The organism is Lachnoanaerobaculum sanguinis, from assembly GCF_033242365.1.
Taxonomy (GTDB): domain Bacteria; phylum Bacillota; class Clostridia; order Lachnospirales; family Lachnospiraceae; genus Lachnoanaerobaculum; species Lachnoanaerobaculum sanguinis.
The window spans coordinates 31,099-57,047 of sequence record NZ_BTHK01000021.1 but is presented as its reverse complement, the minus strand read 5'-3'; the positions used below and the strand labels follow the sequence as shown (position 1 = coordinate 57,047).

Annotated in this window: 40 protein-coding genes, 7 tRNA genes and 1 rRNA gene; 42 read left to right on the top strand and 6 right to left on the bottom strand. The window is 36.5% G+C overall.

Features of this window, described 5'->3' with window-relative positions; genetic code table 11:
• The 10 genes from SBH76_RS12225 to SBH76_RS12180 all read left to right on the top strand — a co-directional run.
• A 23S ribosomal RNA gene (locus tag SBH76_RS12225) occupies positions 1–87 on the top strand; the annotation flags it as partial.
• Between the two features lie 64 nt (positions 88–151).
• Positions 152–225, top strand: a tRNA-Asp gene (locus SBH76_RS12220).
• A gap of 35 nt (positions 226–260) precedes the next feature.
• Positions 261–333 (top strand) — tRNA-Val (locus tag SBH76_RS12215).
• 61 nt (positions 334–394) lie between these two features.
• Positions 395–467 (top strand) — tRNA-Thr (locus SBH76_RS12210).
• Positions 468–506: 39 nt separating this feature from the next.
• Positions 507–588 (top strand) — tRNA-Tyr (locus SBH76_RS12205).
• A gap of 49 nt (positions 589–637) precedes the next feature.
• A tRNA-Met gene (locus SBH76_RS12200) sits at positions 638–711 on the top strand.
• A gap of 4 nt (positions 712–715) precedes the next feature.
• Positions 716–788: transfer RNA gene (locus SBH76_RS12195), tRNA-Phe, on the top strand.
• Between the two features lie 13 nt (positions 789–801).
• Positions 802–874 (top strand) — tRNA-Lys (locus SBH76_RS12190).
• A gap of 353 nt (positions 875–1,227) precedes the next feature.
• Positions 1,228–1,596 carry a helix-turn-helix domain-containing protein gene (locus tag SBH76_RS12185; RefSeq protein ID WP_317978008.1) on the top strand — a complete coding sequence of 123 codons (369 nt, stop codon included), beginning with the start codon at positions 1,228–1,230 and terminating at the stop codon, positions 1,594–1,596.
• A complete protein-coding gene (locus SBH76_RS12180; protein ID WP_317978007.1) occupies positions 1,589–2,140 on the top strand; it encodes an ImmA/IrrE family metallo-endopeptidase in 552 nt (183 codons plus the stop codon). The genes SBH76_RS12185 and SBH76_RS12180 overlap by 8 nt, the downstream gene beginning before the upstream one ends.
• Before the next feature lie 254 nt (positions 2,141–2,394).
• Here the strand turns inward: SBH76_RS12180 and SBH76_RS12175 are convergent, their stop codons facing one another.
• The 5 genes from SBH76_RS12175 to SBH76_RS12155 form a co-directional block, all read right to left on the bottom strand.
• Complete coding sequence (locus tag SBH76_RS12175) at positions 2,395–3,498, bottom strand: tyrosine-type recombinase/integrase (RefSeq protein WP_317978006.1); 1,104 nt, start codon at positions 3,496–3,498, stop codon at positions 2,395–2,397.
• 283 nt (positions 3,499–3,781) lie between these two features.
• Positions 3,782–4,612, bottom strand: a complete 831-nt coding sequence (gene dinD / locus SBH76_RS12170; protein ID WP_317978005.1) for a DNA damage-inducible protein D — start codon at positions 4,610–4,612, stop codon at positions 3,782–3,784.
• A gap of 63 nt (positions 4,613–4,675) precedes the next feature.
• Positions 4,676–5,635, bottom strand: coding sequence for a type I restriction endonuclease (locus SBH76_RS12165; RefSeq protein ID WP_317978004.1), 960 nt, complete (start codon positions 5,633–5,635; stop codon positions 4,676–4,678).
• Between the two features lie 45 nt (positions 5,636–5,680).
• Positions 5,681–5,917 (bottom strand): hypothetical protein, encoded by a 237-nt coding sequence (locus SBH76_RS12160; RefSeq protein ID WP_317978003.1) that lies wholly within the window; start codon positions 5,915–5,917, stop codon positions 5,681–5,683.
• A 16-nt stretch (positions 5,918–5,933) separates the two neighbouring features.
• Positions 5,934–6,509, bottom strand: coding sequence for a helix-turn-helix transcriptional regulator (locus SBH76_RS12155; RefSeq protein WP_317978002.1), 576 nt, complete (start codon positions 6,507–6,509; stop codon positions 5,934–5,936).
• A 179-nt stretch (positions 6,510–6,688) separates the two neighbouring features.
• Between SBH76_RS12155 and SBH76_RS12150 the strand changes: the two genes are divergently transcribed.
• From SBH76_RS12150 to SBH76_RS12140, 3 genes are read left to right on the top strand one after another with little or no spacing between them, the layout of a single operon-like run.
• Positions 6,689–6,904: a helix-turn-helix domain-containing protein gene (locus tag SBH76_RS12150; RefSeq protein WP_317978001.1), complete on the top strand. Its 216-nt coding sequence runs from the start codon at positions 6,689–6,691 to the stop codon at positions 6,902–6,904.
• 50 nt (positions 6,905–6,954) lie between these two features.
• Positions 6,955–7,155: a helix-turn-helix transcriptional regulator gene (locus SBH76_RS12145; protein ID WP_317978000.1), complete on the top strand. Its 201-nt coding sequence runs from the start codon at positions 6,955–6,957 to the stop codon at positions 7,153–7,155.
• 54 nt (positions 7,156–7,209) lie between these two features.
• Complete coding sequence (locus tag SBH76_RS12140; RefSeq protein ID WP_317977999.1) at positions 7,210–7,611, top strand: hypothetical protein; 402 nt, start codon at positions 7,210–7,212, stop codon at positions 7,609–7,611.
• On the opposite strand, the gene SBH76_RS12135 is transcribed toward SBH76_RS12140, so the two are convergent.
• Positions 7,586–8,284: a DUF4145 domain-containing protein gene (locus SBH76_RS12135; RefSeq protein WP_317977998.1), complete on the bottom strand. Its 699-nt coding sequence runs from the start codon at positions 8,282–8,284 to the stop codon at positions 7,586–7,588. The genes SBH76_RS12140 and SBH76_RS12135 overlap by 26 nt on opposite strands.
• 127 nt (positions 8,285–8,411) lie before the next feature.
• Here SBH76_RS12135 and SBH76_RS12130 point away from each other — a divergent pair, with 127 nt between their 5' ends.
• The 29 genes from SBH76_RS12130 (at position 8,412) to SBH76_RS11990 (ending at position 25,940) form a co-directional block, all read left to right on the top strand.
• Positions 8,412–8,579, top strand: a complete 168-nt coding sequence (locus SBH76_RS12130; protein ID WP_317977997.1) for a hypothetical protein — start codon at positions 8,412–8,414, stop codon at positions 8,577–8,579.
• A complete protein-coding gene (locus SBH76_RS12125) occupies positions 8,545–8,757 on the top strand; it encodes a hypothetical protein (protein WP_317977996.1) in 213 nt (70 codons plus the stop codon). The genes SBH76_RS12130 and SBH76_RS12125 overlap by 35 nt, the downstream gene beginning before the upstream one ends.
• On the top strand, positions 8,754–9,128 hold the full coding sequence (locus SBH76_RS12120) for a VRR-NUC domain-containing protein (protein ID WP_317977995.1): 375 nt from the start codon (positions 8,754–8,756) through the stop codon (positions 9,126–9,128). Before SBH76_RS12125 ends, SBH76_RS12120 begins: the two co-directional genes overlap by 4 nt.
• Before the next feature lie 17 nt (positions 9,129–9,145).
• A complete protein-coding gene (locus SBH76_RS12115) occupies positions 9,146–9,367 on the top strand; it encodes a hypothetical protein (RefSeq protein ID WP_317977994.1) in 222 nt (73 codons plus the stop codon).
• The gene (locus SBH76_RS12110) at positions 9,364–9,747 is read left to right on the top strand and encodes a hypothetical protein (RefSeq protein WP_317977993.1); all 384 of its coding nucleotides are present in this window, start codon (positions 9,364–9,366) and stop codon (positions 9,745–9,747) included. The genes SBH76_RS12115 and SBH76_RS12110 overlap by 4 nt, the downstream gene beginning before the upstream one ends.
• The gene (locus tag SBH76_RS12105; RefSeq protein ID WP_317977992.1) at positions 9,723–9,992 is read left to right on the top strand and encodes a hypothetical protein; all 270 of its coding nucleotides are present in this window, start codon (positions 9,723–9,725) and stop codon (positions 9,990–9,992) included. The genes SBH76_RS12110 and SBH76_RS12105 overlap by 25 nt, the downstream gene beginning before the upstream one ends.
• Before the next feature lie 182 nt (positions 9,993–10,174).
• Positions 10,175–10,972, top strand: a complete 798-nt coding sequence (locus tag SBH76_RS12100; RefSeq protein ID WP_317977991.1) for a rolling circle replication-associated protein — start codon at positions 10,175–10,177, stop codon at positions 10,970–10,972.
• Positions 10,939–11,388, top strand: a complete 450-nt coding sequence (locus tag SBH76_RS12095; protein ID WP_317977990.1) for a ribonuclease HI — start codon at positions 10,939–10,941, stop codon at positions 11,386–11,388. The genes SBH76_RS12100 and SBH76_RS12095 overlap by 34 nt, the downstream gene beginning before the upstream one ends.
• Before the next feature lie 24 nt (positions 11,389–11,412).
• Positions 11,413–11,586 carry a hypothetical protein gene (locus SBH76_RS12090; RefSeq protein WP_314505477.1) on the top strand — a complete coding sequence of 58 codons (174 nt, stop codon included), beginning with the start codon at positions 11,413–11,415 and terminating at the stop codon, positions 11,584–11,586.
• Positions 11,579–12,001 carry a single-stranded DNA-binding protein gene (locus SBH76_RS12085; RefSeq protein WP_317977989.1) on the top strand — a complete coding sequence of 141 codons (423 nt, stop codon included), beginning with the start codon at positions 11,579–11,581 and terminating at the stop codon, positions 11,999–12,001. The genes SBH76_RS12090 and SBH76_RS12085 overlap by 8 nt, the downstream gene beginning before the upstream one ends.
• 24 nt (positions 12,002–12,025) lie before the next feature.
• A complete protein-coding gene (locus SBH76_RS12080; RefSeq protein WP_317977988.1) occupies positions 12,026–12,271 on the top strand; it encodes a hypothetical protein in 246 nt (81 codons plus the stop codon).
• Between the two features lie 16 nt (positions 12,272–12,287).
• Positions 12,288–12,692: a hypothetical protein gene (locus SBH76_RS12075; RefSeq protein WP_317977987.1), complete on the top strand. Its 405-nt coding sequence runs from the start codon at positions 12,288–12,290 to the stop codon at positions 12,690–12,692.
• Between the two features lie 148 nt (positions 12,693–12,840).
• On the top strand, positions 12,841–13,194 hold the full coding sequence (locus tag SBH76_RS12070) for an HNH endonuclease (protein ID WP_314505464.1): 354 nt from the start codon (positions 12,841–12,843) through the stop codon (positions 13,192–13,194).
• A gap of 88 nt (positions 13,195–13,282) precedes the next feature.
• Positions 13,283–14,518 (top strand): phage portal protein, encoded by a 1,236-nt coding sequence (locus SBH76_RS12065; protein WP_317977986.1) that lies wholly within the window; start codon positions 13,283–13,285, stop codon positions 14,516–14,518.
• 7 nt (positions 14,519–14,525) lie between these two features.
• Positions 14,526–15,209, top strand: coding sequence for a hypothetical protein (locus SBH76_RS12060; RefSeq protein WP_317977985.1), 684 nt, complete (start codon positions 14,526–14,528; stop codon positions 15,207–15,209).
• A gap of 31 nt (positions 15,210–15,240) precedes the next feature.
• Positions 15,241–16,662 carry a terminase gene (locus SBH76_RS12055; RefSeq protein WP_317977984.1) on the top strand — a complete coding sequence of 474 codons (1,422 nt, stop codon included), beginning with the start codon at positions 15,241–15,243 and terminating at the stop codon, positions 16,660–16,662.
• Between the two features lie 61 nt (positions 16,663–16,723).
• Positions 16,724–17,209 carry a DUF4355 domain-containing protein gene (locus tag SBH76_RS12050; RefSeq protein ID WP_317977983.1) on the top strand — a complete coding sequence of 162 codons (486 nt, stop codon included), beginning with the start codon at positions 16,724–16,726 and terminating at the stop codon, positions 17,207–17,209.
• Between the two features lie 3 nt (positions 17,210–17,212).
• Entirely contained in the window at positions 17,213–18,094 is an 882-nt protein-coding gene (locus SBH76_RS12045) for a phage major capsid protein (protein WP_317977982.1), read from the top strand.
• Positions 18,095–18,096: 2 nt separating this feature from the next.
• A complete protein-coding gene (locus tag SBH76_RS12040; RefSeq protein ID WP_315036589.1) occupies positions 18,097–18,282 on the top strand; it encodes a hypothetical protein in 186 nt (61 codons plus the stop codon).
• A gap of 8 nt (positions 18,283–18,290) precedes the next feature.
• Positions 18,291–18,689, top strand: a complete 399-nt coding sequence (locus SBH76_RS12035) for a Gp19/Gp15/Gp42 family protein (RefSeq protein WP_317977981.1) — start codon at positions 18,291–18,293, stop codon at positions 18,687–18,689.
• Positions 18,676–19,017 carry a hypothetical protein gene (locus tag SBH76_RS12030; protein ID WP_317977980.1) on the top strand — a complete coding sequence of 114 codons (342 nt, stop codon included), beginning with the start codon at positions 18,676–18,678 and terminating at the stop codon, positions 19,015–19,017. Before SBH76_RS12035 ends, SBH76_RS12030 begins: the two co-directional genes overlap by 14 nt.
• Complete coding sequence (locus SBH76_RS12025; RefSeq protein ID WP_317977979.1) at positions 19,010–19,243, top strand: hypothetical protein; 234 nt, start codon at positions 19,010–19,012, stop codon at positions 19,241–19,243. Before SBH76_RS12030 ends, SBH76_RS12025 begins: the two co-directional genes overlap by 8 nt.
• Positions 19,240–19,578 (top strand): hypothetical protein, encoded by a 339-nt coding sequence (locus SBH76_RS12020; RefSeq protein WP_317977978.1) that lies wholly within the window; start codon positions 19,240–19,242, stop codon positions 19,576–19,578. The genes SBH76_RS12025 and SBH76_RS12020 overlap by 4 nt, the downstream gene beginning before the upstream one ends.
• A 46-nt stretch (positions 19,579–19,624) precedes the next feature.
• Entirely contained in the window at positions 19,625–20,182 is a 558-nt protein-coding gene (locus SBH76_RS12015; protein ID WP_317977977.1) for a phage tail tube protein, read from the top strand.
• Positions 20,183–20,185: 3 nt separating this feature from the next.
• Positions 20,186–20,455 carry a hypothetical protein gene (locus SBH76_RS12010; RefSeq protein WP_315036601.1) on the top strand — a complete coding sequence of 90 codons (270 nt, stop codon included), beginning with the start codon at positions 20,186–20,188 and terminating at the stop codon, positions 20,453–20,455.
• Between the two features lie 11 nt (positions 20,456–20,466).
• On the top strand, positions 20,467–20,820 hold the full coding sequence (locus tag SBH76_RS12005) for a DUF5361 domain-containing protein (RefSeq protein ID WP_317977976.1): 354 nt from the start codon (positions 20,467–20,469) through the stop codon (positions 20,818–20,820).
• Positions 20,821–20,824: 4 nt separating this feature from the next.
• Positions 20,825–23,233 (top strand): phage tail protein, encoded by a 2,409-nt coding sequence (locus SBH76_RS12000; RefSeq protein WP_317977975.1) that lies wholly within the window; start codon positions 20,825–20,827, stop codon positions 23,231–23,233.
• Complete coding sequence (locus SBH76_RS11995) at positions 23,230–23,943, top strand: hypothetical protein (protein ID WP_317977974.1); 714 nt, start codon at positions 23,230–23,232, stop codon at positions 23,941–23,943. Before SBH76_RS12000 ends, SBH76_RS11995 begins: the two co-directional genes overlap by 4 nt.
• Positions 23,943–25,940, top strand: coding sequence for a phage tail spike protein (locus tag SBH76_RS11990; RefSeq protein WP_317977973.1), 1,998 nt, complete (start codon positions 23,943–23,945; stop codon positions 25,938–25,940). The genes SBH76_RS11995 and SBH76_RS11990 overlap by 1 nt, the downstream gene beginning before the upstream one ends.
• Positions 25,941–25,949: the final 9 nt, after the last annotated feature.

Genomic DNA, 25,949 nt, shown 5'->3' with positions numbered 1-25,949 from the left:
TTGAAGACTACGAGGTAGATAGGGCCAAGATGTAAGTACAGTAATGTATTAAGTTGATGGTTACTAATAGGTCGAGGGTTTAACCAAGAAGGATAGAAATTTATAATACTCGGAATTTGGTAGGCAGTTTTGAAGGTACATACCTTTATATGGCCCGATGGCTCAGTTGGTTAGAGCGCCGCCCTGTCACGGCGGAGGTCGTCGGTTCGAGTCCGATTCGGGTCGTTACTTAAAGAATTCCAGCCTTTAAGTTTAAATATGGGATCTTAGCTCAGCTGGGAGAGCATCTGCCTTACAAGCAGAGGGTCACAGGTTCGAGCCCTGTAGGTCCCATTCATCTTTGAAAAAAGATGGTATTGACATTATATTAGTCATATGATAGTATAGTGTACATGCCGATATGGCTCAATTGGCAGAGCAGCTGATTTGTAATCAGCAGGTTATCGGTTCGAGTCCGATTATCGGCTTTTACTCTTAGGAGTAAAGGTAAAGAACTAAATAAGTTTGGGGGAATTCCCGAGAGGCCAAAGGGGACAGACTGTAAATCTGCTAGCACTGCTTTCGGTGGTTCGAATCCACCTTCCCCCATTGTTCAATCACTCTTTTTAAGAGTGAGTTTTATTCTGAATATAGTTATAGCGGGGTAGAGCAGTCTGGAAGCTCGTCGGGCTCATAACCCGGAGGCCGCAGGTTCAAATCCTGTCCCCGCAATTATGCCTTGATAGCTCAGTTGGTAGAGCAGAGGACTGAAAATCCTCGTGTCACTGGTTCGATTCCGGTTCAAGGCATTTATTCTTTTATGGGATACTAGCTCAGGTGGTAGAGCACTTGACTTTTAATCAAGTTGTCCCGGGTTCGAGTCCCGGGTGTCTCACTAATATAGAATGGCGTATATAGGCTAGAAATGGCTTATATACGCCATTTTTTATGCGTTTTAGAGTATATAAAAGTAATTGTAATAAGCGAGAGTAAATGCAACTTTCTTGCAACTTTATGGTAAAAATAGGCGTATGAAAATCATAATGCAACTTTTTTGCAACCGTGGAAAGCCCTAAATACAAGGAAATAAAGGAAGTAATAAAAAGTAAATGCAACTTTTTCATATAATGGGATAAAGTTTTTAAAATATGCTTTATGTTGTGAATTAACGCTTGACAATTAACTTAATTTAGTTTATACTTTTAATAAAGTAAAAAGTAAAAAGGGAGAAAACAAGGAGGAGGTTTTATGCTGACAACATTTGGTAAGATATGCAGGAAGATAAGAATCGACCAAGGTATATTAATGTATGATATGGCAAGGGAACTAGGTGTATCATCAGCATTTTTATCAAAGGTTGAGAATGGAAAGTCAAAACCGGTAAGGGAGTGGGCAGAGCAAATCGCAGAAGTATATGATCTTGATGAAAATACTTATAGAGAATTGGTAGATGCTATAGAAGAGGCTAGAACTGAAGTTGTTGAAACGATAAGTGCCGGTAATCAGGATGATATGGATATGATTTTAAAGTTTGCAAGACAACTGGGTACAATGAGTGAAAGTAAGAAAGAAAACTTTGCAAAGCTGCTGGAAAGAAAGAGAGGTGTAGATGAGTGATATAGCAGTACCGCCTATGTCAAAAGATAATATTAAAGGTATAGTAAATAAATTTAGGGAAACAATTGGATTTAGTAATAGACTATATTTTCCTATAGTTCAATTTTTGGAATACTTTTTAGAGGATTTGGGATATCAAATGGAAATAGTAGAAGATCGTGAGCTTAATGGAGCTTATGCTGTTACTTACCCAAATGAGAAGTTATTGAAAATTAGAGAAAGTGTGTATGATGGAGCTGTAAATGACAATCCTAGAGATAGGTTTACTTTGGCACACGAACTGGGACATATAATATTACATCCTATTGAGATAATTGGAGATTTAAAACTGGCTAGAACCAATGATATTATTCCGGCATATAGAAATCCGGAATGGCAGGCAAACACTTTTGCAGGTGAATTGCTTGCACCTAGTAAGCTGATAGTAGGGATGGATAAAGAAGAAATTTCTGAGAGATGCAAAATATCATTAGAGGCAGCAGGAATTAGATATTCTAATGTTTCAGGCGAGAGCCTTTTACATAAAAAAAGAGCCACTGTATAGTGACTCAAAGTTAAAGCCGGTAAGCTAAAACTATAATTTAACTTAGCAATTGAATTATAGCACAGTAAACTGGCCTTGACAATAAAAAGTTGAGGAAAGGAGGGTGCTTTATGTACATTTTTAGAGCATGGATTACCACCAAAAATGGTGATAGAATATATGCTAGAGATTATGGTAAGAGAGCATTTAGAATTTGGGTAACTAAATAGTAAATGTAAATGGGCAGAGCCGGTATCCCTGGCTCTGCTTTTATATTACAACTTAAATGCTTCACTTATTGCAGCAGTTGTATTTTCCTTTTCTTCTATCAAGTGATTATATACATCAAGGACCATCTTCTCAGTATCACCCATTAGTGATGCGATTTTCTTTATACTGATCTTGGGAACTTGGTAGCAGAGGTTGCTACAGTAGTTATGCCTGAAGATGTGGCTGGTTAGCCCGGTAATTTCTTCATCTGTTTCAAGATTCATCTTTTTTAATATTCTTCTCCACATCTTATTAAAACTTGATTTGGTTATTAGTTCATCCCTTGTAGTAAACAGATAATCTGTCTTAAGTGTAGGAATATATTCCTTTAGGTATGATGTAAGCCAATCAGGCATAGGAATTGTTCTGTATCCGTTGTGAGTCTTAGGAGATTTAATAATAGGAGTATTAACATCAAATACAACGGCTCTTTCTACTCTAAGCGTTCCCTCTACAAGGTTAATGTCAGATCGCATTATTGCGAGTGCCTCTTCTCGTCTAAGGCCACAGCCATATAGTATAAGGACATAGGCTTTTTCGTTAGGAAGAAAATCAGCTGTTTTGATAGCTTGTATTTCATTCTTTGTAAGCGGTCTCTTTTTAGATTTTGTATTTTTCTTTGGAAGGCTTATTCCGGTTGTCAGATCTAAGAGAGCAGTAGGCGGAATGATCTTATCTGATATTGCCGACTTTATTACTTGCTTTATAGTTAGCATTATTTGTTCACAGGTTCTAGGTTGCTCACTATTTTTATTTATTAGCATCTGTATATGGAATCGTTGGAAGTCTTGAAATCTAACAGTTGAGAACATAGATATGTGCTTTTCTATTATGTTCTCATACATCTTCCTGGTATTTAGTTCTCTGATTGCCTTATAAGTGATAAACCAGTGCCTTGAGTATTCTAAAACAGAGTAATGGCTTGGTTTAACATACTCATTTTCTTTTAATGTACGGTTAAACTCAAAAACCTTTTTCTCAAGATCTCCACTTGATTTTGATGAGGATAGTTTCTTTCTTTTCTTAGCCCCCGTAGCTGTATATGTTCCGTCCCATACATAAGCGTACCACTTACCATCTTTAGATTGGGTATATTTTGCTTTTGCCATATTGCACCTCCTTAAATTTAAGTACAAAAATAACAGCATTGTAAAACAACTGTTATAGTGGTACAATATAGCTTGTCTAGGGCGTATACTGTAAGCGTAACAGCTATACAATAGTATATGTTTGGCCATCCGGTTATCCGGGTGGCTTTTTAACTTTGAACTACCAAGAAATCCTCGGTAGTTGAATATTTTCATTTTTTGAAACTGTTGAACTTGTCAATTTTTTCGACAAGTTGCCTTGTTGTGTATTTTCCATTTTGGAAATAAGTCAAACTCAGCCACTTTAGGTCTGTTTATTTTCAAGTTTTTTCTGTTCTTTTTCTATCTGCTTAATACTCTTATCGGGTGTAGGTAAATCCTCCGGCATTGTTCCGCCAAGGTCCTTTATAGTATCTCGTACTTTCTTGCCTACTTCAAAATGAGTCTTATTTGCATTTGTTTTACCCTGAATATTTTCACGCCTTAACTTAGCTTCAGTTTGTGTAGCTCTAAAAAGATTGGCTGCAAGTTCTTCATAGCCCATATGATCAAGAATCTGTTGGCCTTTTTTTAGACCCTTTAATTTGTGTATATCTGAAGCTTTAAGACCGCCATAAAGACCTTGATAGCCATAATTTTGAAATATAGCATAATCAAGAGATGTTTCAACGCCGGCATCTTTTGCAGCAGCTACAAGTTGTTTATTATGTTCTGTCATCTCCTTGCGGATAGCAAGTCTCTTTTGATCATCTGTAAGATGTTCATAGCCATCAATCAATTCCTGTTGCCTTGTTTTTATTGCAAAATAGGTTTGTCCAAGAGCAACAATTTCTTTAGATGGTTCACTGTTCATTACAATAAGATAACAAGCATATCTGCTTAACATGTAACTTGAAACTTTTCGCTTTGCATTTGAGCCTATAGATACCATTTCGGTGGCTTCACCGAAATGGTCATTAAAATCAAAACCACTATTTTTACACGATTCCATAGCTTTATAGATTGATAGTTCAAAGTTTCTAAAGTCTTTATATTCGAGAACTTTCTGTAACTCCCTTGCATACCAAAATTCCTGTCCATATTCATTTATATGCTTTATACTTTCAAATATTTCTTCGGTATAATTATTATTCATATTATTCCCCCACTTTAAAATTTGGTTTTCTTTGTATCCATCAATTCCTTGGGATATACAATATTATACTGTAGTATTAAAGAGTTTTCCGAAGTTGTTAGGGCTGAGATTGTATAAAACATATCTCTTAAAGAAGATGCCACTGCTCGACTTCATAAAAATTTGCTTTTTGTGCTTGTAGAGATAGGCTTTTGCAACTATCTCATTATCCTTTAGTACGTGTTGGCAATTTTCGGTATTTTCTATGTCATAGCCAAGTCTATGTAGGATATCAGAGTAAATAGGATCTAAACAGCCGGATTGTTCAATTGAAGAAGTAACTTCAAATGATGAATTAAAAGTTATGCCGGTGTCGCCACCAATGTATAATTGCATTGCTTTATGTAATATTGGACGGTACTTGTCTACAACATTTTTGGTTTTTACACCTTCATATACATCTTTTAGAAAAAATCTCACTAATTCATCACTTGGATATTCAAACTCATAGCGAAGAATAGACTTAAATTCATCAATATATCTTAGTTCTGACGCTGCTCCTATTATTAAATCAACATCAAATATATCTTTTGAAAATTTTTGAAGTTCATTTAACTGTGCCGGTTTAATATCAGACAAATCCACTTCAAGGAAAGGATTTTCATCCATCTTATTTGGTTCAACTAAATCACTATAGAATTTGTAAACTTTTCCATTGGTTAAGATTGCAAACTTTGCGGGAGTAACAGAAAAATATCTATACAGTTGGGATGTATGCTTTTTCAACTTTTCTCCTACATACTTTGCTTCTATTAAGATGATGGGTTGTCCATCTTTCACAATGGCATAGTCAACCTTTTCGCCCCTTTTTGTACCAACATCAGCAGTATACTCAGGAACAAATTCTAAGGGATTGAAAACATCATACCCTAAAAGCTGAAAGAATGGCAAAATCAAAGTCATTTTTGTGGCCTCTTCAGTTTTAATGTTTTTAGAGTGTTCAAATCTTTTAGAAAAATCCTGTAATTGTTCTTCAAAGCTCATTGTTTTAAAGTCTCCCTCTTTTATATTAAAATTTACATCTAAACTCTACAACTCTCTAACACCGTTCTCTGCTGCGTTGCAACTATCTTTATCAAAATCATTTCTCAGTATGTGTTTTACTTCATGTTCTTTAGCCTTTTCAATATCTTCAGCAGATAGAGAGTCATTTAAAGCTATAGTATAGTATCCATCCAGCGAACTGACTAAAAAAGCTTTTATGCGTGGCGGTAGTTTCAAGTAAACAAATCTACAGTCGTCATTAGTTAATTTGCGTTTTTTCATATATCCCCTGTGTATTTTATTTTTTAAATTTATCTATAATTGTTTTTACAGTTTCTAAATCTTCAGCTGATACATCTTTTGCTGCATCAAAAAGAACCCTGTACTCAGGATTTTCAAAGAGGAATTGCGCGAGTTCCTTTGCTTCTTTGTCTATGTAGTAAGAGTTATCTTCTTGAGAATCTTTTTCACTTTCAGTATCGTATCCCATTAGCCAAAAAATTGGCACATTCAAAGCCTCCGAAAGCTTTTCTATTGCTTGTTGCTTCGGATAATATCTTCCCGATAAGTACGAACTTAACGCTCCTTTATTTATACCTGTGATTTCACAGAGTTGAGTTTGGCTGTAACCGGAGTTCTCAACGGCTTTTCTTAATCTCTTTGTTCGCTCGTCGTCATCCCACCCAATAAGTTGAGCAGGAGTAGTCTCTAATATCTTTGCAAGAGGCTCTAATGTTCCTACGGGCAAATTTTCAATTTCGTTGCTTTCATATCTATAAACAGTTGCTCTATTTTTACCTAGTTTTTCAGCGACTTCATCAACTGATAAACCTAATTCAATTCTTCTTTGCTTTATTCTTTCTCCTATCGTCATTTTAGGAACTCCTTTTATATTCGGATAGAGTAATTATATAACTTTATTTGCAAATATGCAACACTAAAAACTTTATAAAATAAAAAAATCGCATATTACGCAAAAAATGTGTTGACAAAAAAATAAATAAGATTTATTATAAACTTGTCGCAGAAACGCGACAGAAAGGAAATAGAGCTATGAATGTTAATAAGCTAAAGGGAAAGATTGTAGAGAACGGTCTAAACGTCTCACAATTAGCTTCTTCCATTGGTATAGACAGGACAACCCTGTATAGAAAGCTTACTTCAAACGGTGATACATTAACAATAAGCGAAGCTGAGAAAATATCAAGGGTCTTAAATCTATCAATGGAAGATGTGAATGCAATTTTTTTTACCGATTTTGTCGCATAATATGCGAATTTAAAAAGGGAGGTGATTTTATAAATGAATTAAAAATATCCTTGGCGGCGGCAAGAGTGAATGCAGAGCTTAGCCAAAGGGAAGTAGCAAAAATGTTAAAAGTAGGTACGCAGACTATTTTAAATTGGGAAAAAGGCAAAGTAGCAATGCCGGCTTTTCAACTTGAAAAATTATCTGAGATTTACAAGATGCCGATTGAGAACATAAGAATTAAAAAGAGCTGCACAGCTCAGAACCAATGAGTTATGCAGCAAAAGTAGTTATTTTTAGGGCAGAAATATTAGGAGGAAAAGATAATGGCAAATAAGGATATCATACCGGATGCAGTTACATCAGTAGATGTTATGCAGGTAATAAGAACAGTTGCAATGAGGGGAGCAGGGACACCGAATGATCCATTTAGAAACATTACTCAATTTTGGACAATGGACGGGTTGTTGATTAAAGAAACCGATATTCAAATGGAGGCAAATAAAGATATCATACCGGATGCAGTTACATCAGTAGATGTTATACAGGTAATAAGAACAGTTGCAATGAGGGGAGCAGGGACACCGAATGATCCATTTAGAAACATTACCCAGTTTTGGACAATGGATGGATTTTTGATTAAGGAAACCGATATTCAAATGGAGGCAAATAAAATTGCCCGTGAATACGGGCAACGATCAGCTAATTTACGCGAGATGATGAAATAAATTTATCGGCTTCATCAGCAAGAATATCATAATCAATAAATGCAATTAATGCTTTAAGGAAAGACTTCATATCTCCAATGTCTCGATCTTCATGCTTTCGCTCATAATGAGTTTCGTCATTGCCAAGCCAAGCACAAGCGGTAGCAAGCTGTTTAATACGAGGACTATCAATGTAGTTTTTTATACAATTGGCTAGAGTGGCTTTACGAATTTCATCATTTTTTTCCGGATGCCTATAGATCGAGTAATCCTTTATGAGGTATTCAAGTGCTTTTCTTAGACCTATACCTGTAAGTTCGTTTAGATTTTTTGATTCAGTATCTAAAGCTTGAGAGTATATATCTGAGAATTTATTAGAAACACTACGTACACTATCAGGTATATTGGGAAGTTCTTTATTTGTGAATGAATATCCAATAATTGGGTGGTTGAATTCTGTATCATGGGTGTGACATTTGTAATATGCTAAATATATTTTTTTACATTTTGGACAGAAATATTCAGCATAAACATCAAAGTAATCGAATTCACCACTGGATAGATGATGTGCAGTAATTGGATCACCAATATTGCCGGTATCACAAACAGGACAAGCCTTTGGTATTTCTAAGTTTATATTCAAGACGGTCCGATTTGGATAGATTGGTTGCGTAACTATTTTTTGATAATACATAAGGTATCTCCTTAAAACTATTTAAAAAAAGTATAGCTGTGTATGAGTAAATATAGTTTAGTAGAGTTTAGAAAGAAAGTAAATAGGAGGATTCTATGAAAAAAGATTACATGGAGGTTGCAAAGTGATGACTGAAGAACAAAGAAGGTTGGAAAGTATTTTACTAAGATTAGTTGAGGATCTGTATATTGAAGGTACAGCGGAGGAAGTATCGCTAATAGCTCATGAACTTATAGAATTATGGAAGGAGACGAGGAACAATGGAATATCCGAAACAGATAATGAAAATCAGTGAACTTTGTGATATGGGCTTTCCAAGAGAAATGTTAATGGAAATATTTAGAAATCCGAGACAGAACTTTGCAAGGAAAATGAACCCACTAAAGAGAAACAGTCACATTATTTTTGAGACAGAAGGGCTTAATAAGTGGCTGAATGAGGATATAAAGTTACAGGGGAAGGGGAGAAAGTGAGATTACAGGACAAAAAGAAGTCAGAGGCAACGGAGCAGGCTCTTTTGATTGACTGGGCTAATTTGATGTCGAGCACTCATAAGGAATTGAGTCTACTGTTTCATATACCCAATGGTGGAAGCAGGAACAGCCTGGAGGCAATAAATCTTAAGAGGCAGGGGGTAAAGGCAGGAGTTCCTGATCTGTTTCTTCCTGTAAGTAGACATGGAAAAAACGGTTTATTTATTGAGATGAAGTTCGGAAAGAATAGAACAACGGATTTACAAGATGAATGGCTAAAGAATTTGAATAAGCAAGGCTATGCAGCAGTAGTCTGTTATGGATTTGATGATGCTGTGGGAGTAATAAAAGAATATTTAGGGATAGTTTAGGGAAAAGGAGAACATATATGAATAAAAGCATTCAAAGAGATGAAGATAGACAAATACAGGTACCTAATGTATTTAAGGATAAAACTGAAAGTGAATATATCCTAATAAAAAAAGATGAATTTGAAAACATCATTGAGTGCAATAAGAACATTGATGAAGCAATAGCTATAGTTGAAAAGGTTACTATTTGCGTTGGCCTAATCGTTGTAGGAATAATTATAGGGATGACGTGGCTATGATAAAGAAGAAAGTAAAGCAAAGGTTGTGGACAACGGAAGAATTTGAAATCGTAATCGACATGATGAAGCAGAATAAAAAGTTGTCAGTGATAGCAGAGCGACTTAATAGGTCATATGGAAGTGTACAAAGAAAACTTCAATATATGGGTAAAGATCTATGGGATAAAAGTAGATGGTGTGACTATGTAACTAATAGGACATATAACTATTGGACTAAAGAAGAACTCCGTGAAGCAAAACTTGTATTAGACTGTGGCGGAACAATGTCGGAAGCGGCAAAAAAGACATCGCATAACAGAAGTGGCCTTTCTCACAAAATAAATATAATGGGCATGGATTTCTGGGAGGAAAGGAATTGGGACAGGTATGTAGTTGGGTAGATAATAATTACGAGTATGAGAACTTAAGGACTACTGCACGGTCAGTGACTAAAGGAACTGTCCTGAAAAGATTTATTGGAAGTGTATGGCATCAGATCAATGAAAAAAGAGGCTATGAAAGTCAGTTCTACATAGCAAATGTGACTGATAGAGGACATCATGGAGAGTTTGATGATGTACCGGTATTCATAACAAGTTCAGATAAGGAATTTAGAAAAGAATTTGAAACAAATAAAAGGTTTTAACAAAATAATGAAATGTATAAAAAAATGAGCCTGTAACAAAGACAGGCTCATAATGCTAAAAAGCATCCATTTGACATAAATATTCTATGCTTTTTGGTCTAAGAAGTCAAGAAAAAAGTGGGGTGAAAACCCTTTAACTGCTTGATTAAAATATTAAAGTTACGACTAAGGAGCGTAGAAAAATGTATGTTAAAAAGATTTATAACCTAGGAAAGAATAAAGAGATAATAGAGATTCACAATTTTTATCCAGGTAACTATGGAGCTCCGGGGAAAAGCAGAGAGAAAAAAGAGAAGGCATCTCCGGAAGTGATAAAAAAGCAGAATCATGCCAACAGGGTTAGAAAAATACAAAGATTGATATTGGGTAATTTCAAAGCAGGAGATTGGCATATCGTACTAAAGTATAAAAAAGAACTCAGACCTGAAGACTTCAAAGAGGCGAAAGACCAGTTAAGCAATTTTTTTAAGAAGATGAGGCTGGATTTGAAAAAACATGGGATAAGTTTCAAGTATATCGGAGTGACCGAGATGGGCAAAAAAGGAAATGCCCTACATCATCACATCATAGTTGAAAACATCACTGATCTGGTAAATATGCTTCAGCTTATAAGAAAATATTGGGAGTATGGCCATATTGCTCTGACTGATCTATACGAAGAAGGGGCATATCAGAGATTGGCTGAGTATATAGTAAAAGCGGAGACGAAGGATCCTGAGGGAAAGTCTAGTTACAAACGCAGCAGAGGTAATCTGATAGAGCCACAGGCAGAAAGCAAGATAATGCTTAGAAAGAGTTGGCCGAAAGAGCCGAAAGCAAAGAAGGGATACTACATAATAGCTGATAGCGTGATACAAGGAGAAAACCCTGTTACAGGTTATCCATATCAAAGATATATGATGCAAAAGCTACCAAGTACCGGAGCTGTAGGAAGAGAGGAGACTAAGTGGAAACAGAATGTAGAGTCAATATTTACATAACCACATCGATAAGAGGGCCTGCAAAGAGAAATGGTGGTTATGGCTATGTAATAGAATTTATAAAAAAAGATGGCAGTCCTGTAACCAGAAGTGGAGTTGGGTACGAGGAAAAAGCTACAGAGAATAGACTAACATTGCTTGCATTGAAAGATGCGTTGAAGAGATTAACTAAAAGTTGTTCAGTCCTAGTATTTACTAGGTGTGAGTATGTTTTTAGAGCATTTCAAAACGGATGGATTTTAGAATGGGAAAAATCAGCCTGGACAAATTCAAAGGGTAAAAAGCTAAGTGATTGGGAACTTTGGGAAGAAATCAAAGAGTTGTCCACAATTCATAAGCTATCTTTTGAAAGCACCGAGGTGAAAAACCCTTATGAAATGTGGATAAGTGAGAATATAAGAAAGCCGAAGCATTAAGATTTTAAGATTAAGGAGAAAACAATGACAAGAAAAGAAATATTAGAAGAAATTAGATACATCAGGTGCAAAGATTCTGACGACTTAATAGAGCTGATGCACGAATACGAAGCTGAGGGATATGATACAGATTTTTGCTATGAGAAAGATGGAGTTAAAGGACTTTGGCTGGAGATAAAGGAGAAAGTAAGTGAATAGAGTAATATTGATGGGTAGACTCACAAGAGATCCAGATATTAGATATACATCCGGAGAAAACAGCATGGCTGTAGCAAGGTATACATTGGCTATTGATAGAGCTATAAAGAAGCAGGGAGAACAATCAGCTGATTTTATAAACTGTGTAGCCTTTTCAAAGGCAGCAGAATTTGCAGAGAAGTATTTCAGACAAGGGATGAGGGTTTTAGTATCAGGAAGACTGCAGACAGGTAACTATATCAATAGAGAGGGGCATAAAGTATATACAACTGATGTAATACTTGACAGTCAGGAGTTTGCAGATAGCAAAGGAGAAAATACAAAAGCAACAAGCAATCATAGTTCAAGTGTGGATGCAGATGGATTTATGAATATACCGGATGGTGTAGATGATGAGGGACTACCATTTAATTAAAAGAGAAAGATATGAGGAGTAGGTATGGCAATACAAAAAGATATAGTAATCAACAGGAAAGAATATGAGCGAATAAAAAGATATGATCATAATCAAATGAATAACTATGTGAAGAGTATATATAAGAGTGGTTTTGAAGACGGCAAGGCAGCAGTTCCGGGAATCGATATACAATACATTGCTGATATAGTTAGAGGTGTAAAAGGTGTCGGAGAAAAAAGAGCTGCAGAAATAGTAAAGGCACTTGAAGTAGAAATGGCAAAGCTGTAAAGCGAGGTAGAAAATCGTGAAGGTAAATAAAGAAGAATGGGGAAAATATAGGATAAGTGTAAAGAAGGCAAGGGAACTATATTATTTTTGTTTGCAGTATGGTGAATGGAAGGAGGAACTATCAAGTAAAATTAATTCTTTAAAGAGTGGATGTGGTGGGAAAGGGATAGGAGACAGCACAATGGCACTTGCTATAAAAAGAACTATTTTAAAAGATAAGTGTGAACTTATAGAAAGTACTATTGTGGAGACAGACAAAGACTTATATAGATATTTACTTAAAGCAATTACAGAAGAAGGAGTAACATATCAGTATTTAAGAAGCGTTATGGGAATGCCGTGCAGCAGGAGAAAATACTATGAAACTCGTAGAAGATTTTATTATTTGCTATCAAAGAAAAAAGAAAATCTAATGATTTAAAAAAGAGGGTCACTCATAAAGTTAAAAACGTGATATATTGATATCATAAGATTCACAGGCCAAGGGCTGTGAATTGAAATGACATGTGTTTCTCCTAAAGGGCACCTCAAGAAATTGGGGTGCTCTTTAAAGTTATAAGGAGTGTTAAATGCCGGCAAGGAATAGACCTGACAAGGACGGAACGCATAGAGGTGCGTTTGAGAAGAACAAGAGAAAGATATATGCAACACGAACAATATGCGGTATATGCGGTAAGCCGGTTGACATGAGTCTTAGGTGGCCAAACCCTATGAGTAAGTGTATAGACCATATTATACCTGTAAGCAAGGGTGGACATCCGTCAGATATTGACAATTTGCAACTTGCACATATGTGTTGTAACAGGGAGAAAAGCGATAAGATTCTTAAAGAAAAATCAGATAAGCCGGTGGCTAAGGTAGATGAGATTATAAGCAATAGAGTTTTACCGCAGACAATTGACTGGTCAAAGTATAAAGGATAGAGGGGCTATAGTACCCCCACCCCTTACTGCTTTGTACCCCACGCCCGTACTGGGAATATTTCTCGCTGAAAATAAAAGGAGGACGTAATTGAGCCAAATTTATGGAATAGAATATCTTAGAAATAAGCTGGCTTTAAAGAAAACCAGGGTAAAGATAAGATATGATTTTTATGAAATGAAAAATAAAGTTAGGGATTTTCAAATATCAACACCTCCAAGTTTAAGGGAGTGGGTAGGTAGTATCGGGTGGTGCGCAAAGGCCGTTGATACTCTGGCAGATAGATTGATATTCAGGGAATTTGATGATGATGATAATAAATTTAATATCAATGAGATTTTCAAGCTTAACAATCCGGATGTGTTTTTTGATAGTGCAATATTATCTGCACTAATATCATCTTGTTGTTTTGTATATATATCAGGAGATGATAAGGGATATCCAAGACTGCAGGTTATTGACGGAGCTAATGCAACAGGATGTATAAATCCTATTACAGGTTTGCTTACAGAAGGATATGCAATTTTAGAAAAAGATAAAAATGGAAAAACGGTTACCGAAGCTTATTTTGTTGAAGGGCGAACTGAAATATATAGGATAGGTGAAAGAGTACCGGAGATTATAACTAATAATGTCGGGCATCCTTTATTAGTGCCTATTATATTTAGACCTGATGCAGTAAGAGAGTTTGGACGTTCAAGAATAAGTAGGGCTTGTATGAGTATTGTAGGTTCAGCATTGAGAACGATTAAGAGGTCTGAAATATCAGCAGAATTTTATTCGTTTCCTCAAAAGTATGTACTTGGAACTGATCCGGATCAAGAGCCTCTTGAGAAGTGGAGAGCAAGTATGTCTTCACTTATAGAATTTACAAAGGATGAGGACGGAGATGTCCCGACAATGGGACAGTTCTCACAACAGAGCATGTCACCACATATTGAACAGCTTAGAATGTTTGCTGCATTGTTTGCAGGTGAAACAGGATTGACACTTGATGACTTGGGGTTTGTTACAGATAATCCGTCCAGTGCAGAGGCAATAAAGGCATCACATGAAAATTTAAGATTGTTGGCAAGAAAAGCTCAGAGAAATTTTGGAAGCGGATTTTTAAACGTTGGATATGTATCTGCATGTTTTAGAGATGATTTTAATTACGAGAGAAAAGCGTTTTATAAAACATCGGCAGAATGGGAGCCGATATTTGAGCCGGATAGTGCAATGCTTTCTGCGATTGGTGATGGTGTGATTAAGATTAATCAGGCCGTACCGGATTATATTAGTGAAAAAAACCTGAGAAACTTAACAGGCATAAAGAAGATTGAGTGAAAGTATTATGAGTGATGTTATCAGTAAAATAAAAGATGAATACAACAAGGCTATAAAAGATAATTCCTTAAAATCCATATATGATAAGATTGAAAAAGGTGCGGCTACTTATGCTGAGGCAAGTGTTTTTTCTTCAAAAGCAGGACAGATAATTGCAAAGATACTTGATAAGTATTTAAAGGAAAATATGATGGGTGATATTGTACCTATCGAAGTGGCGAAAAGTTTAATACCCGGTTCACTAAAGCATAATCATGAGAAGGTAGCAGAAGTTTGTGAACAGGTTCAAGCAATATTAAATGAGAGTGCCGGAATAGGACTAAAGCCGTTGAAACCGTTTTTTGATGATAGAAAAGCGGAAGGAATAGTTGTAGAAGTTGTTAATGCAAAGAGTTATCTTGATAAGAGTATCGCTTTTATGGAGCATGTTGAAAACTTATCTATGGCAGCAGTTGATAAGGCTGTTAAGGTTAATGCAGACTTTCATAGTGAGGCAGGTCTTGCACCTAAAATTAAAAGGGTATCGGTTGGAAAATGCTGTGAGTGGTGTCAAAAAATCGTTGGACTATATGACTATGAAGATGTAAAAGATACCGGTAATGATGTTTTTAGAAGACATTCAAATTGCAGATGTCAGGTACAATATATACCTACAAGAGTTAAGGTAAAGAATGTTCATACTAAAAGATAGATGATAGTATAAAGAATAGGAGTAGATAAGCATGCAACAACGGATAGGAAATCAAATACCTACGCAGTCCGTTGTTTCAGACTATGAGGAGACAAAAGGCAATGATGCAGTAGAGATTTATAATAAAACCGGTAGAGTTGCACAGGAGTGGCAAGTCAGGTTGGTATGTGACATTATGGCATTTAATAAAGATGGACTGTGGACACATACTAAATATGGGTACTCACTACCGAGAAGAAATGGAAAGACGGAAGTTGTTTATATAAGAGAATTGTGGGGATTGCTTAGTGGAGAAAAAATACTACATACTGCCCATAGGACAACTACATCTCATTCTTCTTGGGAAAAGACTTGTATGCTTTTAGCGGCAGCAGGATACAAAGAAAAAGAGGATTATAAAACAACTAAGCAGTTTGGTCTTGAGAAGATTGAAATGCTTAAGGGTGATAAAAAAGGTGTTATAAATTACAGGACCAGGTCAAGTAAAGGTGGATTGGGTGAGGGATTTGACTTAGTAGTAATTGATGAGGCACAGGAATATACAGATGACCAGGATACGGCCTTAAAATATGTTGTGTCAGATTCTTTGAATCCACAAATTATTTACTTGGGAACACCACCAACAGCAGTTTCAGCGGGAACTGTTTTTTTAAAATATAGAGACAAGACTTTACAGGGACAAAATCAAGATTCAGGATGGGCTGAGTGGGCGGTTGATGAAATGACTAGTCAGAACGAAGTTGATGCCTGGTATCTAACAAATCCGTCACTTGGAACAATTCTTACAGAGAGAAAGATAAGGGCGGAAATCGGACCGGATGAGATTGACTTTAATATTCAGAGATTAGGCTTATGGATAAAGTACAATCAGAAATCAGCAATTACACTTACAGAGTGGAATGCAATGATGGTGTCAGATTTTAAGGAGTCTTTGTTGGTTGGTGGAATACATGTGGGGGTTAAATTCGGACATGATGGATTAAATGTTGCTGTATCTGTAGCTGTAAAGACTAAGGATGATAAGGTGTTAATTGATGGTATTGATTGTAGGCCGATAAGAGCAGGCGTTGATTGGATTGTAGCATGGATAAAAACAGTTAAAGCTGAGTCAATAACTATTGACGGTGATAATGGAAAAGCTTTACTTGTCAATGCATTAAAAGATGCAAAGGTAAGGATTAAGCCGGTACTACCGAAGACAGCGGATATAATTGCACTACATACAATGTTTGAACAGGCTCTGGAGAGTCAAAGCATTTGTCATTTTGGACAGCCTTCAATGGTTCAAGCTACTACTAACTGTGAGAAGAGAGCAATCGGATCTAATGGTGGTTTTGGATATAAGGCTAATAAAGAAGGGATAGAGATTGCACTTTTAGAGAGTGCAATTCTTGCACATTGGTCATGTAGGCAGTCAAAGGAAAAAAAGAAAAGAAGAGCAGCGAGCTATTAAGACAGGCAAAAGCTTGTCTTTTTTAGTTATAAATTACAACACTTTGTTGGAAAGGAGAAAGATGGAGTTTAAAGTAATTGAAACAAAAGAGGCATTTGATGAGGCAATAAAAGAGCCTGTCAGACTTGCACAGGAAGAAATACGAAAAGAGTATGAATCTTATATGTCACCTGAGCAGGTGGAAAAGAAATATAAGGGGTACTTGTCAGAAAAGGAGGTGGTTGAGAAGTATAAAGGCTATATGTCACCTGAACAGGTAGAGGAGAAATATAAAGATTATCTGTCAAAGGAAGATGTAGATTCAAAAATCAAGGTGTATGAGGTTGAAAAACTAAGAACAAAGATTGCACTTGATAATGGTTTGCCGTATGAGTTTGCAAACAGACTAAAGGGAGAGGATGAGAAAAGTATTCTGGAAGATGCCCTTAGTATTGCAAAGCTTATCAAAGGTAATAGGACTGTTCCGCCACTTAAGAACTCGGAGGGGGGAATAGATTCAAAGAGAGAAAGTTTTAAAAGATTAGTATCAGGGTTTAAGGAGGATTAAAAAATGGCGTTAAATACAGCAAGAAGTTATTTTGATGCAGAATTAGTTGCAGATTTAATTAGTAAGGTAAAGGGCAAGTCATCACTTGCAATTTTATCAGCACAGGATGCTATTCCTTTTAATGGAATGAAGGAAATGATTTTCACTATGGACAATGAGATTGACATTGTTGCGGAGAACGGAAAAAAGTCGGAGGGTGGTATTTCCATTGAACCGCTCACTATTGTACCTATAAAGTTTGAGTACGGCGCAAGAGTGTCTGATGAGTTTATGTATGCATCAGAGGAAGCACAGGTGGATATTTTAACCGGATTTAATGAGGGTTTTGCAAGAAAGGTTGCAAAGGGTCTTGATCTCGCTGCGTTTCACGGAATCAATCCAAGAACAAAGACGGCATCAACAGTAGTTGGAAATAATCATTTTGATGCAAAGGTAACACAGAAGGTTGTTTATGCAGCAGCCAATGCAGACGATAATCTCGAGGCGGCTATTGCATTGGTAGACGGATCTGATGGAGATGTCACAGGAATTGCATTGTCAAAAGTTTTTGGAAGTGCTATGGCAAAGATTAAGGCAAATGGAATCAAGCAGTATCCTGAATTTGCATTTGGAGCAAATCCCGGAGTTTTTGCCGGTAGGCCTATTGATATAAATAGTACTGTAAATGGTGCTACTGTAAAGGACCATGCAATAGCAGGAGATTTCCAAAATGCTTTTAAGTGGGGATTTTCTAAGGAAATACCGATGGAAATTATTCAGTATGGTGATCCGGATAATAGCGGAAAAGACTTGAAGGGATATAATCAGGTATATATCAGAGCTGAGGTGTATATCGGTTGGGGAATCTTAGTGCCGGAGTACTTTGCAAGAGTTGTAGAGGAATAGGTATGAAGTATATTAATGTGATTACAGGAAATACCATTGATATAGATTCAGAGATTCGTGGAGAAAATTGGGAGCTCGTAAGAGCTTCTGATTCTCTTGAAGAAAAAGCAGGAGAGATAGATTCTTTATCTGAAGAATCTGCTGCAAATGTTGCATCAAGCAAGGCTAAAACAGCAAAGAAGAAGTAGGTATTAAGATGAGTGAGCTGGCAACGCTTGAAGATGTTGAAAAGATATGGAGAAAATTTAAGAATACTGAAGAACGAGATAGAGCGGTAGAGCTGCTTGTTATAGTGTCCGACAGTTTACGAGAAGAGGCGATTAAGTATGGTAAAGATATTGACTTAATGGCAAATTCAAGTGCGACTTATGCGAGTGTTGTTAAATCAGTGATTGTAGATGTGATCGCAAGAACTCTAATGACTTCCACAGATGCGGAGCCTATGACACAGATATCAGAATCGGCACTTGGTTATTCAATGTCCGGAACTTATCTTGTTCCGGGTGGAGGTCTGTTTATTAAAAAGTCGGAACTCTCAAGACTGGGACTTAGAAGGCAAAGATTGAGGACGATAGAGTTATATGGCGAGAATTAAGGGAATTGATGTTGTATTGCTTGAGACAGTTGTAGATGGAGAAGATGAGTTTGGTGCAGAAATATTAACTGAGAGAGAAGTTGTCATTAGTAATGTTTTGGTTGCACCTGCATCATCTACCGATATCACAGATTCTACACAGCTTTATGGAAGAACAGCTGTCTATACTCTTGCAATTCCTAAAGGTGATAATCATAATTGGGAAAATAAAAGAGTTAGATTTTTTGGCAACACTTGGAAAACATTTGGTATTCCACAGGAAGGAATTGAAAGCTTGATTCCACTTGATTGGAATAAGAAAGTCATGGTGGAAAGATACAATGGGTAAAGTAAGAATTGAACTAAACAGTCCAGGTATCAGGGCTATGCTTAAGAGTGAAGAAATTCAATCAAGTGTAGAAGAACAGGCTACAAGAATAGCAAATGAGGCCGGCGGAGACTTTGAAGTTAGAATTGCAGGTACAAGAGCATATGCGAGTGTCAGTAATAGAAATAGACGAGGTTATGAGATGAATATGAGGAATAATACCTTGTTAAGGGCGGTTCACAGATGATTGAAAGTAGGATTATAAAATATCTAAGAGATAAGCTGGGGATAAAGGTATATGCGGAAATTCCTGAAAGTCCGCCAAAAGAGTTCATTATTGTTGAAAAGACATCATCAGGAATGGAAGATTATATTTATCATGCAACGGTAGCATTACAATCATATTCCGATACTTTGCTTAATGCAGCAGTGCTAAACGATAAAGTTAAAAAGGCAATGGATGTGATTATAGAGTTACCTGAGATAAGTAGCTGTAAACTGAATAGTGATTATAATTTTACAGATACAGCAACAAAAAGGTACAGATACCAAGCTGTATATAATATTGTGTTTTTTGATTAAGCATTCTGATTGATTCAGGATGCTTTTTATTTAGAAAGGAGCAAAAATGTCTAAGAATAATGCTAAGAATGTAACCACCGGTAAACCAAAGGTAGGTGGAGCGGTGTTTAGAGCACCGTTGGGCACTGCGATACCCGGAGATGCTGTTAGTGAGCTGGACCAGGCATTTAAAAATCTTGGTTATATTTCAGAGGATGGAGTAACAAATTCAAATTCGGCTGAAACAGATTCGGTTAAGGCATGGGGCGGCGATACCGTATTAGAGTTTGAGAAAGAGAGACCTGATACATTTGAGTTCACAATGATTGAGGGACTTAATGTTGAAGTTTTAAAAATGATATATGGTGAGGATAATGTTGCAGGTGATATCTCTGCCGGCATTACTATAAAGGCTAACTCTAAGGAAAGAGAAGAGGCCGTATACGTCATTGATATGATCCTTAGGGACAATGTTGCTAAAAGAGTTGTAATACCTAATGGAAAGATAACTGAAACAGGTGAAATCAAGTATGCTGACAGTGAAGCATTAGGCTATCAGGTTACTGTTTCGGCATTACCGAATACAGACGGAAATACACATATTGAGTATATGAAGAAGGGTTAAAGAATGATAGCAGGAAAATCAAAGAACGGTTTTGAGTTTGAGATCGATGAGAAAAATCTTAATGATTTTAGAATGATAAGAATGTTGGCCAGAGCGTCAAAAGATGATGATATCACTCTTTATTCCGAAGCCATGGAAAAGATATTTGGTGAGGAACAGTTCGAGAGAATGTTGGAATTTTTAGCTGATGATAAGGGTAGAGTTCCAATAGAAAAAATAAGTGAACTATTCACAGATGTTTGTGAGAGCGTAAAAGAATTAAAAAACTCTTAATCCTTGCTGCTATGATGTGCAATGAAGAGGCTATGATATGCGACCTTGCAGAAGTGTATCATATATACAACTATGAGGCATATGAGCCTTCTTTTATTGCTATATTAGTAGCAGGGTTAAGGGAAGATAGTAGAAGTAAGATGCTACTGTCAGGAGCAAAGTTTAGCGTTGATCAAGCGCTAAAGATGATGATTGTTGATTATCTTAGGCTGATAGTTTGGATGAAAACAAGAGATGGGGCCAAGAATAGGAACAAGCCTAAATCACTATTTGAGGAAATTGAAAATGCTGATAATGTAGATAATATTATTGGTTTCAGTGATGGCAAAAGTTTTGAAAATGCCTGGAATAAGATGAGGGGGTGAACATTTGGCAGGAACAGAAATTGCTAAGGCATATGTGCAAATCATACCTTCGGCAGATGGAATAAAGGGCAGGTTGACTGAAGAGCTTGGTGGTGAGGCTGAGAGCGCAGGAAATAGTGCAGGACTAAATATTGCAGGTGCTATTAAAGGTGCGATTGCAGCAGCAGGAATTGGAGCGCTGATAAAGTCTACTCTTAGCGAAGGAAGTGCATTGCAGCAGTCTATAGGGGGTATAGAAACATTGTATAAGGAATCTTCTGATACAATGATAAAGTATGCAAATGAGGCGTATAAGACAGCCGGAATGAGTGCAAATGACTATATGCAAACCTCAACAAGCTTTGCCGCCGCTTTGCTTAAAGGTGTAGGCGGAGATACAGCAAAGGCGGCAGAGGCGGCAAATACAGCTATTATTGATATGTCGGATAATGCAAATAAGATGGGTTCATCAATGGATAGTATCCAAATGGCGTACCAAGGATTTGCCAAAGGAAACTATAATATGCTTGATAACCTCAAGTTGGGATATGGCGGTACAAAAACTGAGATGGAGCGTTTGCTTTCAGATGCTCAAAAGCTGACAGGGGTCAAGTATGACATGAATAACTTATCAGATGTGTACAGTGCAATTCATGTTATACAAGATGAATTAGGCGTTACAGGAACAACTGCAAGAGAGGGTGCAACGACATTTGAGGGATCTATGTCTGCAATGAAGGCGGCGGCTCAAAACTTAATGGGATCTATTGCACTTGGTGAAGATATAGGTCCGAAATTACAGGCATTAACTGAAAGTGTATTTACATTTGTTTTTGACAATCTTATGCCTATGCTGGGTAATATACTATCTGCAGTTCCGGGACTGGTTGTTGGAATAGCTGAAGGCATAGTTGCAGGTATTCCTAAGGTTTTATCAGTTATTACAAACTTGGTTACAGAGATTGCAAACACGCTGATTAACTATGATTGGCAAGGTTCGGCAATGAGCTTTGTTACATCATTAAATTCAGGAATATCAACTAATTTACCACAGCTGTTACAGAGTGGTGTTGAGATTATAACAAATTTGGTAAGAGGACTTGTGTCAGCACTACCGAATATTATCTCAGCAGCAGGAACAATTATAAGCGGTCTAATAACAGCGATAGCGACAGCATTGCCGATGTTGTTGAAATCCGGAGCAGATTTGATACTTGGAATATTATCAGGATTTGAGAACGGAAAAGTGAATATTGCATTGTCAATGATGGACGTTATCGGAAACATAATAAGTACTGTTATGGATGCATTACCTGAATTGATTACTGCAGGCATTCAAATAATTACAGGCTTTATTACGGGAATGATGTCACTTAATGGTGAAGCGGTTGGCAATACTGCAGAAATAATATCAAGTTTAGTGCAAAAAATTGCAGATGGTATTCCTGAGTTTTTAGAAAAGGGCATGGAAATATTAAATGCACTAATCGACGGTATTGTTAATTCACTTCCACAAATTATAGAGACAGCTATTCAAGTGATTCAAAATATGGTACAGGCATTAGTATCAGCTTTACCAACAATCATAACAACCGGAGTTGGGATTATAACATCACTAATCAATGGAATTGCTCAAAATCTTCCAAGTTTAGTATCTAAGGCCACTGAAATAATAATTGAAATAGTAAAGACTTTAGTTGCAAATTTGCCGGGTATTTTAGCTACAGGAGTACAGATAATAGGAGCTCTTTTAAGCGGACTTGTGCAGGCAATGCCACAGATATTATCAGCAATAGCAAATTTGGCATTAAGTATAGTCAAGGCTATAATGGTTTTACAGACTCAACTTATGCAGGCAGGTATTCAGATAATAGCAGGATTGGCAAGTGGAATAGCAGGAAAAGTTTCAAGCGTGATTTCTGAAGTGACAAAGCTTGGAAGTGAAATTATCAGTACGGTAAAAAGTATTAATTTAATTGATATTGGCAAACAGCTTATTGAGGGAATGGCCAATGGAATAAAGAACGCAGCAGGAAAGGTTGCAGAGGCGGCAAAGAATGCAGCCAAAGAAGCATTTGAAGCAGCAAAGAACTTCCTTGGTATTCATTCCCCTTCAAGGCTTATGAGAGACGAGATTGGTAAGTATATTCCGGCAGGAATTGCGGAAGGAATTAACGGAAATGCAAAGTCTATTACATTTGACGAAGTAAATGCAAGAATTATGCAAGAGGCACGTTCAACTCAATTGACAATGGATTCAATTGACACTACATCAGGTGGTAGCGAATCAATTGATATACTTGGCAATATAACAGATGCGTTATCTAAGTTTTATATAGTTATGGATGGCAAGAAAGTTGGAAGAATAGCAAGCCCGGAAGTAAATCGTGCATTAGGATCTACCAGTAGCTTGGAATTAAGAGGTGCTGTATGATGGAAATGAGAAATATGGGTATTACCTTTGGTAATAAACATACATTTAATGATTTTGGGTTGATTTGTAAAGATATAGAAGTAGGTTTTCCTGAAGTAAAGACTAAAATAGTTAAATTAAGTGGATCAGATGGATTTATAGATTTAACAAAAGTTTTTGGGAAGGTTATGTATGGTAGTCGTGTGATAACGGCTACCTTTTTAGTTAAAGAAATATCTGCAGGTGAATGGGCAATTAATATGTCAAAGATTGCAAATTACTTACATGGAGAAAATCATAGAATAATTCTTGATAATAACAAGGACTATTATTATGAGGGTAGATGTAAGGTATCTTTTGACAAGGAATATAAACCTTTCTCGACAGTGTCCATAGAATGTGAGTGCAAACCTTATAAGGTAGAGGTTAATGCGGAGCTGGGAGATAAGTGGTTGTGGAATCCGTTTAATTTTAAAACGGGCATTATTAGAAGATATAAGAACATTGCTGTTAATGGAAGCTATACATTAAATATCAGAGGCTTGGCTAAGCCCGTAATACCTTTGATTATTTCAGATTCAACTATGCAAGTAGAGTTTAATGGAGCTACTTACAACTTATCACCTGGAAATAACAACATCTACAAGTTGGCAACAAAAGAAGGTGATAATGTATATAAGTTTATTGGCAATGGAGTGGTTTCAATTATTTACAAAGGGGGAATGCTTTAATGTACGCCATAAAAGGAATATTAGATGGTAGAACATTTATGCTCTCAGAACCCTATAGTGATAATCAAGTGGTAACACCGGTTTTAAGAGAAATTGTAGGGAGATCCGGAACATTAGAATTTGATATAAATCTCCTTCATCCAAATTATGAAGATGTTGTTATGTATAAGACATACATAAGCGTTGAGAGAGATGGTGAAGAAGTTTGGTATGGAAGAGTTATCAACATAAGCAAAGACTTTTACAATACTAAAACAGTTATTTGTGAGGGTGAACTTGGACTTTTAAATGATTCTATACAAGTGTCATATGGCTATAGCGGTACTGTTAGAGGTTATATTGATTATATTCTTGGTAACCACAATGTACAGGTTGAGACGGAAAAAAGAATATATACGGGAAGTATTGTTGTATCGGATTCTAATGATTACATACATAGAGAAAACAATAGTTATACAAAGACACTTGAAGAACTGGATGCAAAGTTAACAAAGCTGTTAGGGGGATATTTAAAGACACGACATGAAAATGGAGTGATTTTTCTTGATTATATATGGAATTATGGAGACGATAATACACAGATAATTAGTGTTGATGAAAACCTGATCGATTATGAGTCAAGTGAAAACAATAATGAATTTTATACAAGACTAATACCAACAGGAGCAAATGTCAATGAAGTAGCTATAACAATAAAAACTGTTAACGGTGGTATTGATTATGTGGAAAATCCGGCACTTATAGAGCGATATGGAGTTATTGTGGGTACAAAGTCTTGGGATGATGTTACTCTTCCTGAAAATTTACTAAAGAAGGCAAGAAAAGAAATCTTAAGTAAAGAGCTACCTAACAGTTTTAAGTTATCTGCAGTCGATTTATCACATATAGATAATTCAACGAGTCCAATAAAAGTCGGAAGAAATACAAAAGTAATCAGTCCATTTCATAAGTTAGAGACCATGTACTTTGTAACTGAAAAAGAAAGTCATTTGGATGAGCCGGAAAGAGATGTGTTCACGTTTGGAATGAGGCAAAGCACATATACAGCAAAAGTTAGTAACGCTGCTCTTGCATTAGAGCAGAATATGACTAGGGAGATCAAAGACACAGCACTAACAATCAATAATAAGTTAGATGATGGGCTAAAGACAATTACAGGAGTTAAAGGTGGAGCAGTGGTGCTGGACACGTTTAATGAAAATGGAGATTTGGTACAGCCTTGGCGTATTCTTGTTATGGATACTGCCAATAAGGCTCAGGCGATTAATGTTATACAGATAAATCAGAACGGAATTGGATTTAGCAGAAATGGAGTTAATGGAGAATATCTAAATGCTTGGACTATTGACGGTCACTTGAGGGCTGAATTCATTGATGTCGGCACAATGCTTGCTGACAGAATTAGAGGTGGAACTCTAGAGGTTGGAGGAGACGGAACAGGGAGAGACGGTCAGATCCTTGTAAAGAGTACAAATAATGAGATACTTTGTGTTATTGACAAAAACGGTATTTCCGTAAATAAGGGAATTATAAAAGGTTCGTCAATTGAGGGAAACAGCATCAAAGGTGGAAACATAGAAGGAACGACAATAACCGGCTCAAGAATAGTAGGTGATAATATTGAGGGTGGAACCATAAAAGGTTCATCAATAGAGGGAAACAGTATCAAGGGCGGAAGCATAGAAGGAACGACAATAGAAGGTGGTAGCGATATCTATTTCTCGGCAAATAAAGAAAATGTTAGAATTGGAGATTTTGAAGTAAGAGATAATTCAAGACATATACTGCAGTCAAGTGATGAATGTACCGGAATGAGCGGAGCTGACGGAGGACATGGAAGATGGTATTTATGGGCAGGCTATCAGCAAGGGCGTGGATCAGAGAATACGGTGTTTTTAGTTAATGACGGTCAGGTTAGAGTAGAAGGTGAATTGATTGTAAATGGAGAAGAGATTGAAGATATGATTTCCAGAAAGATAAGAGAAAATAGAGCTTAAGGAGTAAGT

Bases quoted from the DNA above. Each gene is read 5' to 3' on its own strand.
- SBH76_RS12175 (WP_317978006.1), bottom strand. From the start codon at position 3,498: ATGGCAAAAGCAAAATATACCCAATCTAAAGATGGTAAGTGGTACGCT.
- SBH76_RS12155 (WP_317978002.1), bottom strand. From the start codon at position 6,509: ATGACGATAGGAGAAAGAATAAAGCAAAGAAGAATTGAATTAGGTTTA.
- SBH76_RS12125 (WP_317977996.1), top strand. From the start codon at position 8,545: ATGGAATATCCGAAACAGATAATGAAAATCAGTGAACTTTGTGATATG.
- SBH76_RS12115 (WP_317977994.1), top strand. From the start codon at position 9,146: ATGAATAAAAGCATTCAAAGAGATGAAGATAGACAAATACAGGTACCT.
- SBH76_RS12110 (WP_317977993.1), top strand. From the start codon at position 9,364: ATGATAAAGAAGAAAGTAAAGCAAAGGTTGTGGACAACGGAAGAATTT.
- SBH76_RS12160 (WP_317978003.1), bottom strand. From the start codon at position 5,917: ATGAAAAAACGCAAATTAACTAATGACGACTGTAGATTTGTTTACTTG.
- SBH76_RS12165 (WP_317978004.1), bottom strand. From the start codon at position 5,635: ATGAGCTTTGAAGAACAATTACAGGATTTTTCTAAAAGATTTGAACAC.
- SBH76_RS12005 (WP_317977976.1), top strand. From the start codon at position 20,467: ATGATGTGCAATGAAGAGGCTATGATATGCGACCTTGCAGAAGTGTAT.
- SBH76_RS12140 (WP_317977999.1), top strand. From the start codon at position 7,210: ATGGCAAATAAGGATATCATACCGGATGCAGTTACATCAGTAGATGTT.
- SBH76_RS12070 (WP_314505464.1), top strand. From the start codon at position 12,841: ATGCCGGCAAGGAATAGACCTGACAAGGACGGAACGCATAGAGGTGCG.
- SBH76_RS12050 (WP_317977983.1), top strand. From the start codon at position 16,724: ATGGAGTTTAAAGTAATTGAAACAAAAGAGGCATTTGATGAGGCAATA.
- SBH76_RS12055 (WP_317977984.1), top strand. From the start codon at position 15,241: ATGCAACAACGGATAGGAAATCAAATACCTACGCAGTCCGTTGTTTCA.
- SBH76_RS12040 (WP_315036589.1), top strand. From the start codon at position 18,097: ATGAAGTATATTAATGTGATTACAGGAAATACCATTGATATAGATTCA.
- SBH76_RS12035 (WP_317977981.1), top strand. From the start codon at position 18,291: ATGAGTGAGCTGGCAACGCTTGAAGATGTTGAAAAGATATGGAGAAAA.
- SBH76_RS12150 (WP_317978001.1), top strand. From the start codon at position 6,689: ATGAATGTTAATAAGCTAAAGGGAAAGATTGTAGAGAACGGTCTAAAC.
- SBH76_RS12080 (WP_317977988.1), top strand. From the start codon at position 12,026: ATGGCAATACAAAAAGATATAGTAATCAACAGGAAAGAATATGAGCGA.
- SBH76_RS11995 (WP_317977974.1), top strand. From the start codon at position 23,230: ATGATGGAAATGAGAAATATGGGTATTACCTTTGGTAATAAACATACA.
- dinD (WP_317978005.1), bottom strand. From the start codon at position 4,612: ATGAATAATAATTATACCGAAGAAATATTTGAAAGTATAAAGCATATA.
- SBH76_RS12060 (WP_317977985.1), top strand. From the start codon at position 14,526: ATGAGTGATGTTATCAGTAAAATAAAAGATGAATACAACAAGGCTATA.
- SBH76_RS12180 (WP_317978007.1), top strand. From the start codon at position 1,589: ATGAGTGATATAGCAGTACCGCCTATGTCAAAAGATAATATTAAAGGT.
- SBH76_RS11990 (WP_317977973.1), top strand. From the start codon at position 23,943: ATGTACGCCATAAAAGGAATATTAGATGGTAGAACATTTATGCTCTCA.
- SBH76_RS12015 (WP_317977977.1), top strand. From the start codon at position 19,625: ATGTCTAAGAATAATGCTAAGAATGTAACCACCGGTAAACCAAAGGTA.
- SBH76_RS12090 (WP_314505477.1), top strand. From the start codon at position 11,413: ATGACAAGAAAAGAAATATTAGAAGAAATTAGATACATCAGGTGCAAA.
- SBH76_RS12130 (WP_317977997.1), top strand. From the start codon at position 8,412: ATGACTGAAGAACAAAGAAGGTTGGAAAGTATTTTACTAAGATTAGTT.
- SBH76_RS12185 (WP_317978008.1), top strand. From the start codon at position 1,228: ATGCTGACAACATTTGGTAAGATATGCAGGAAGATAAGAATCGACCAA.
- SBH76_RS12010 (WP_315036601.1), top strand. From the start codon at position 20,186: ATGATAGCAGGAAAATCAAAGAACGGTTTTGAGTTTGAGATCGATGAG.
- SBH76_RS12135 (WP_317977998.1), bottom strand. From the start codon at position 8,284: ATGTATTATCAAAAAATAGTTACGCAACCAATCTATCCAAATCGGACC.
- SBH76_RS12030 (WP_317977980.1), top strand. From the start codon at position 18,676: ATGGCGAGAATTAAGGGAATTGATGTTGTATTGCTTGAGACAGTTGTA.
- SBH76_RS12020 (WP_317977978.1), top strand. From the start codon at position 19,240: ATGATTGAAAGTAGGATTATAAAATATCTAAGAGATAAGCTGGGGATA.
- SBH76_RS12045 (WP_317977982.1), top strand. From the start codon at position 17,213: ATGGCGTTAAATACAGCAAGAAGTTATTTTGATGCAGAATTAGTTGCA.
- SBH76_RS12100 (WP_317977991.1), top strand. From the start codon at position 10,175: ATGTATGTTAAAAAGATTTATAACCTAGGAAAGAATAAAGAGATAATA.
- SBH76_RS12025 (WP_317977979.1), top strand. From the start codon at position 19,010: ATGGGTAAAGTAAGAATTGAACTAAACAGTCCAGGTATCAGGGCTATG.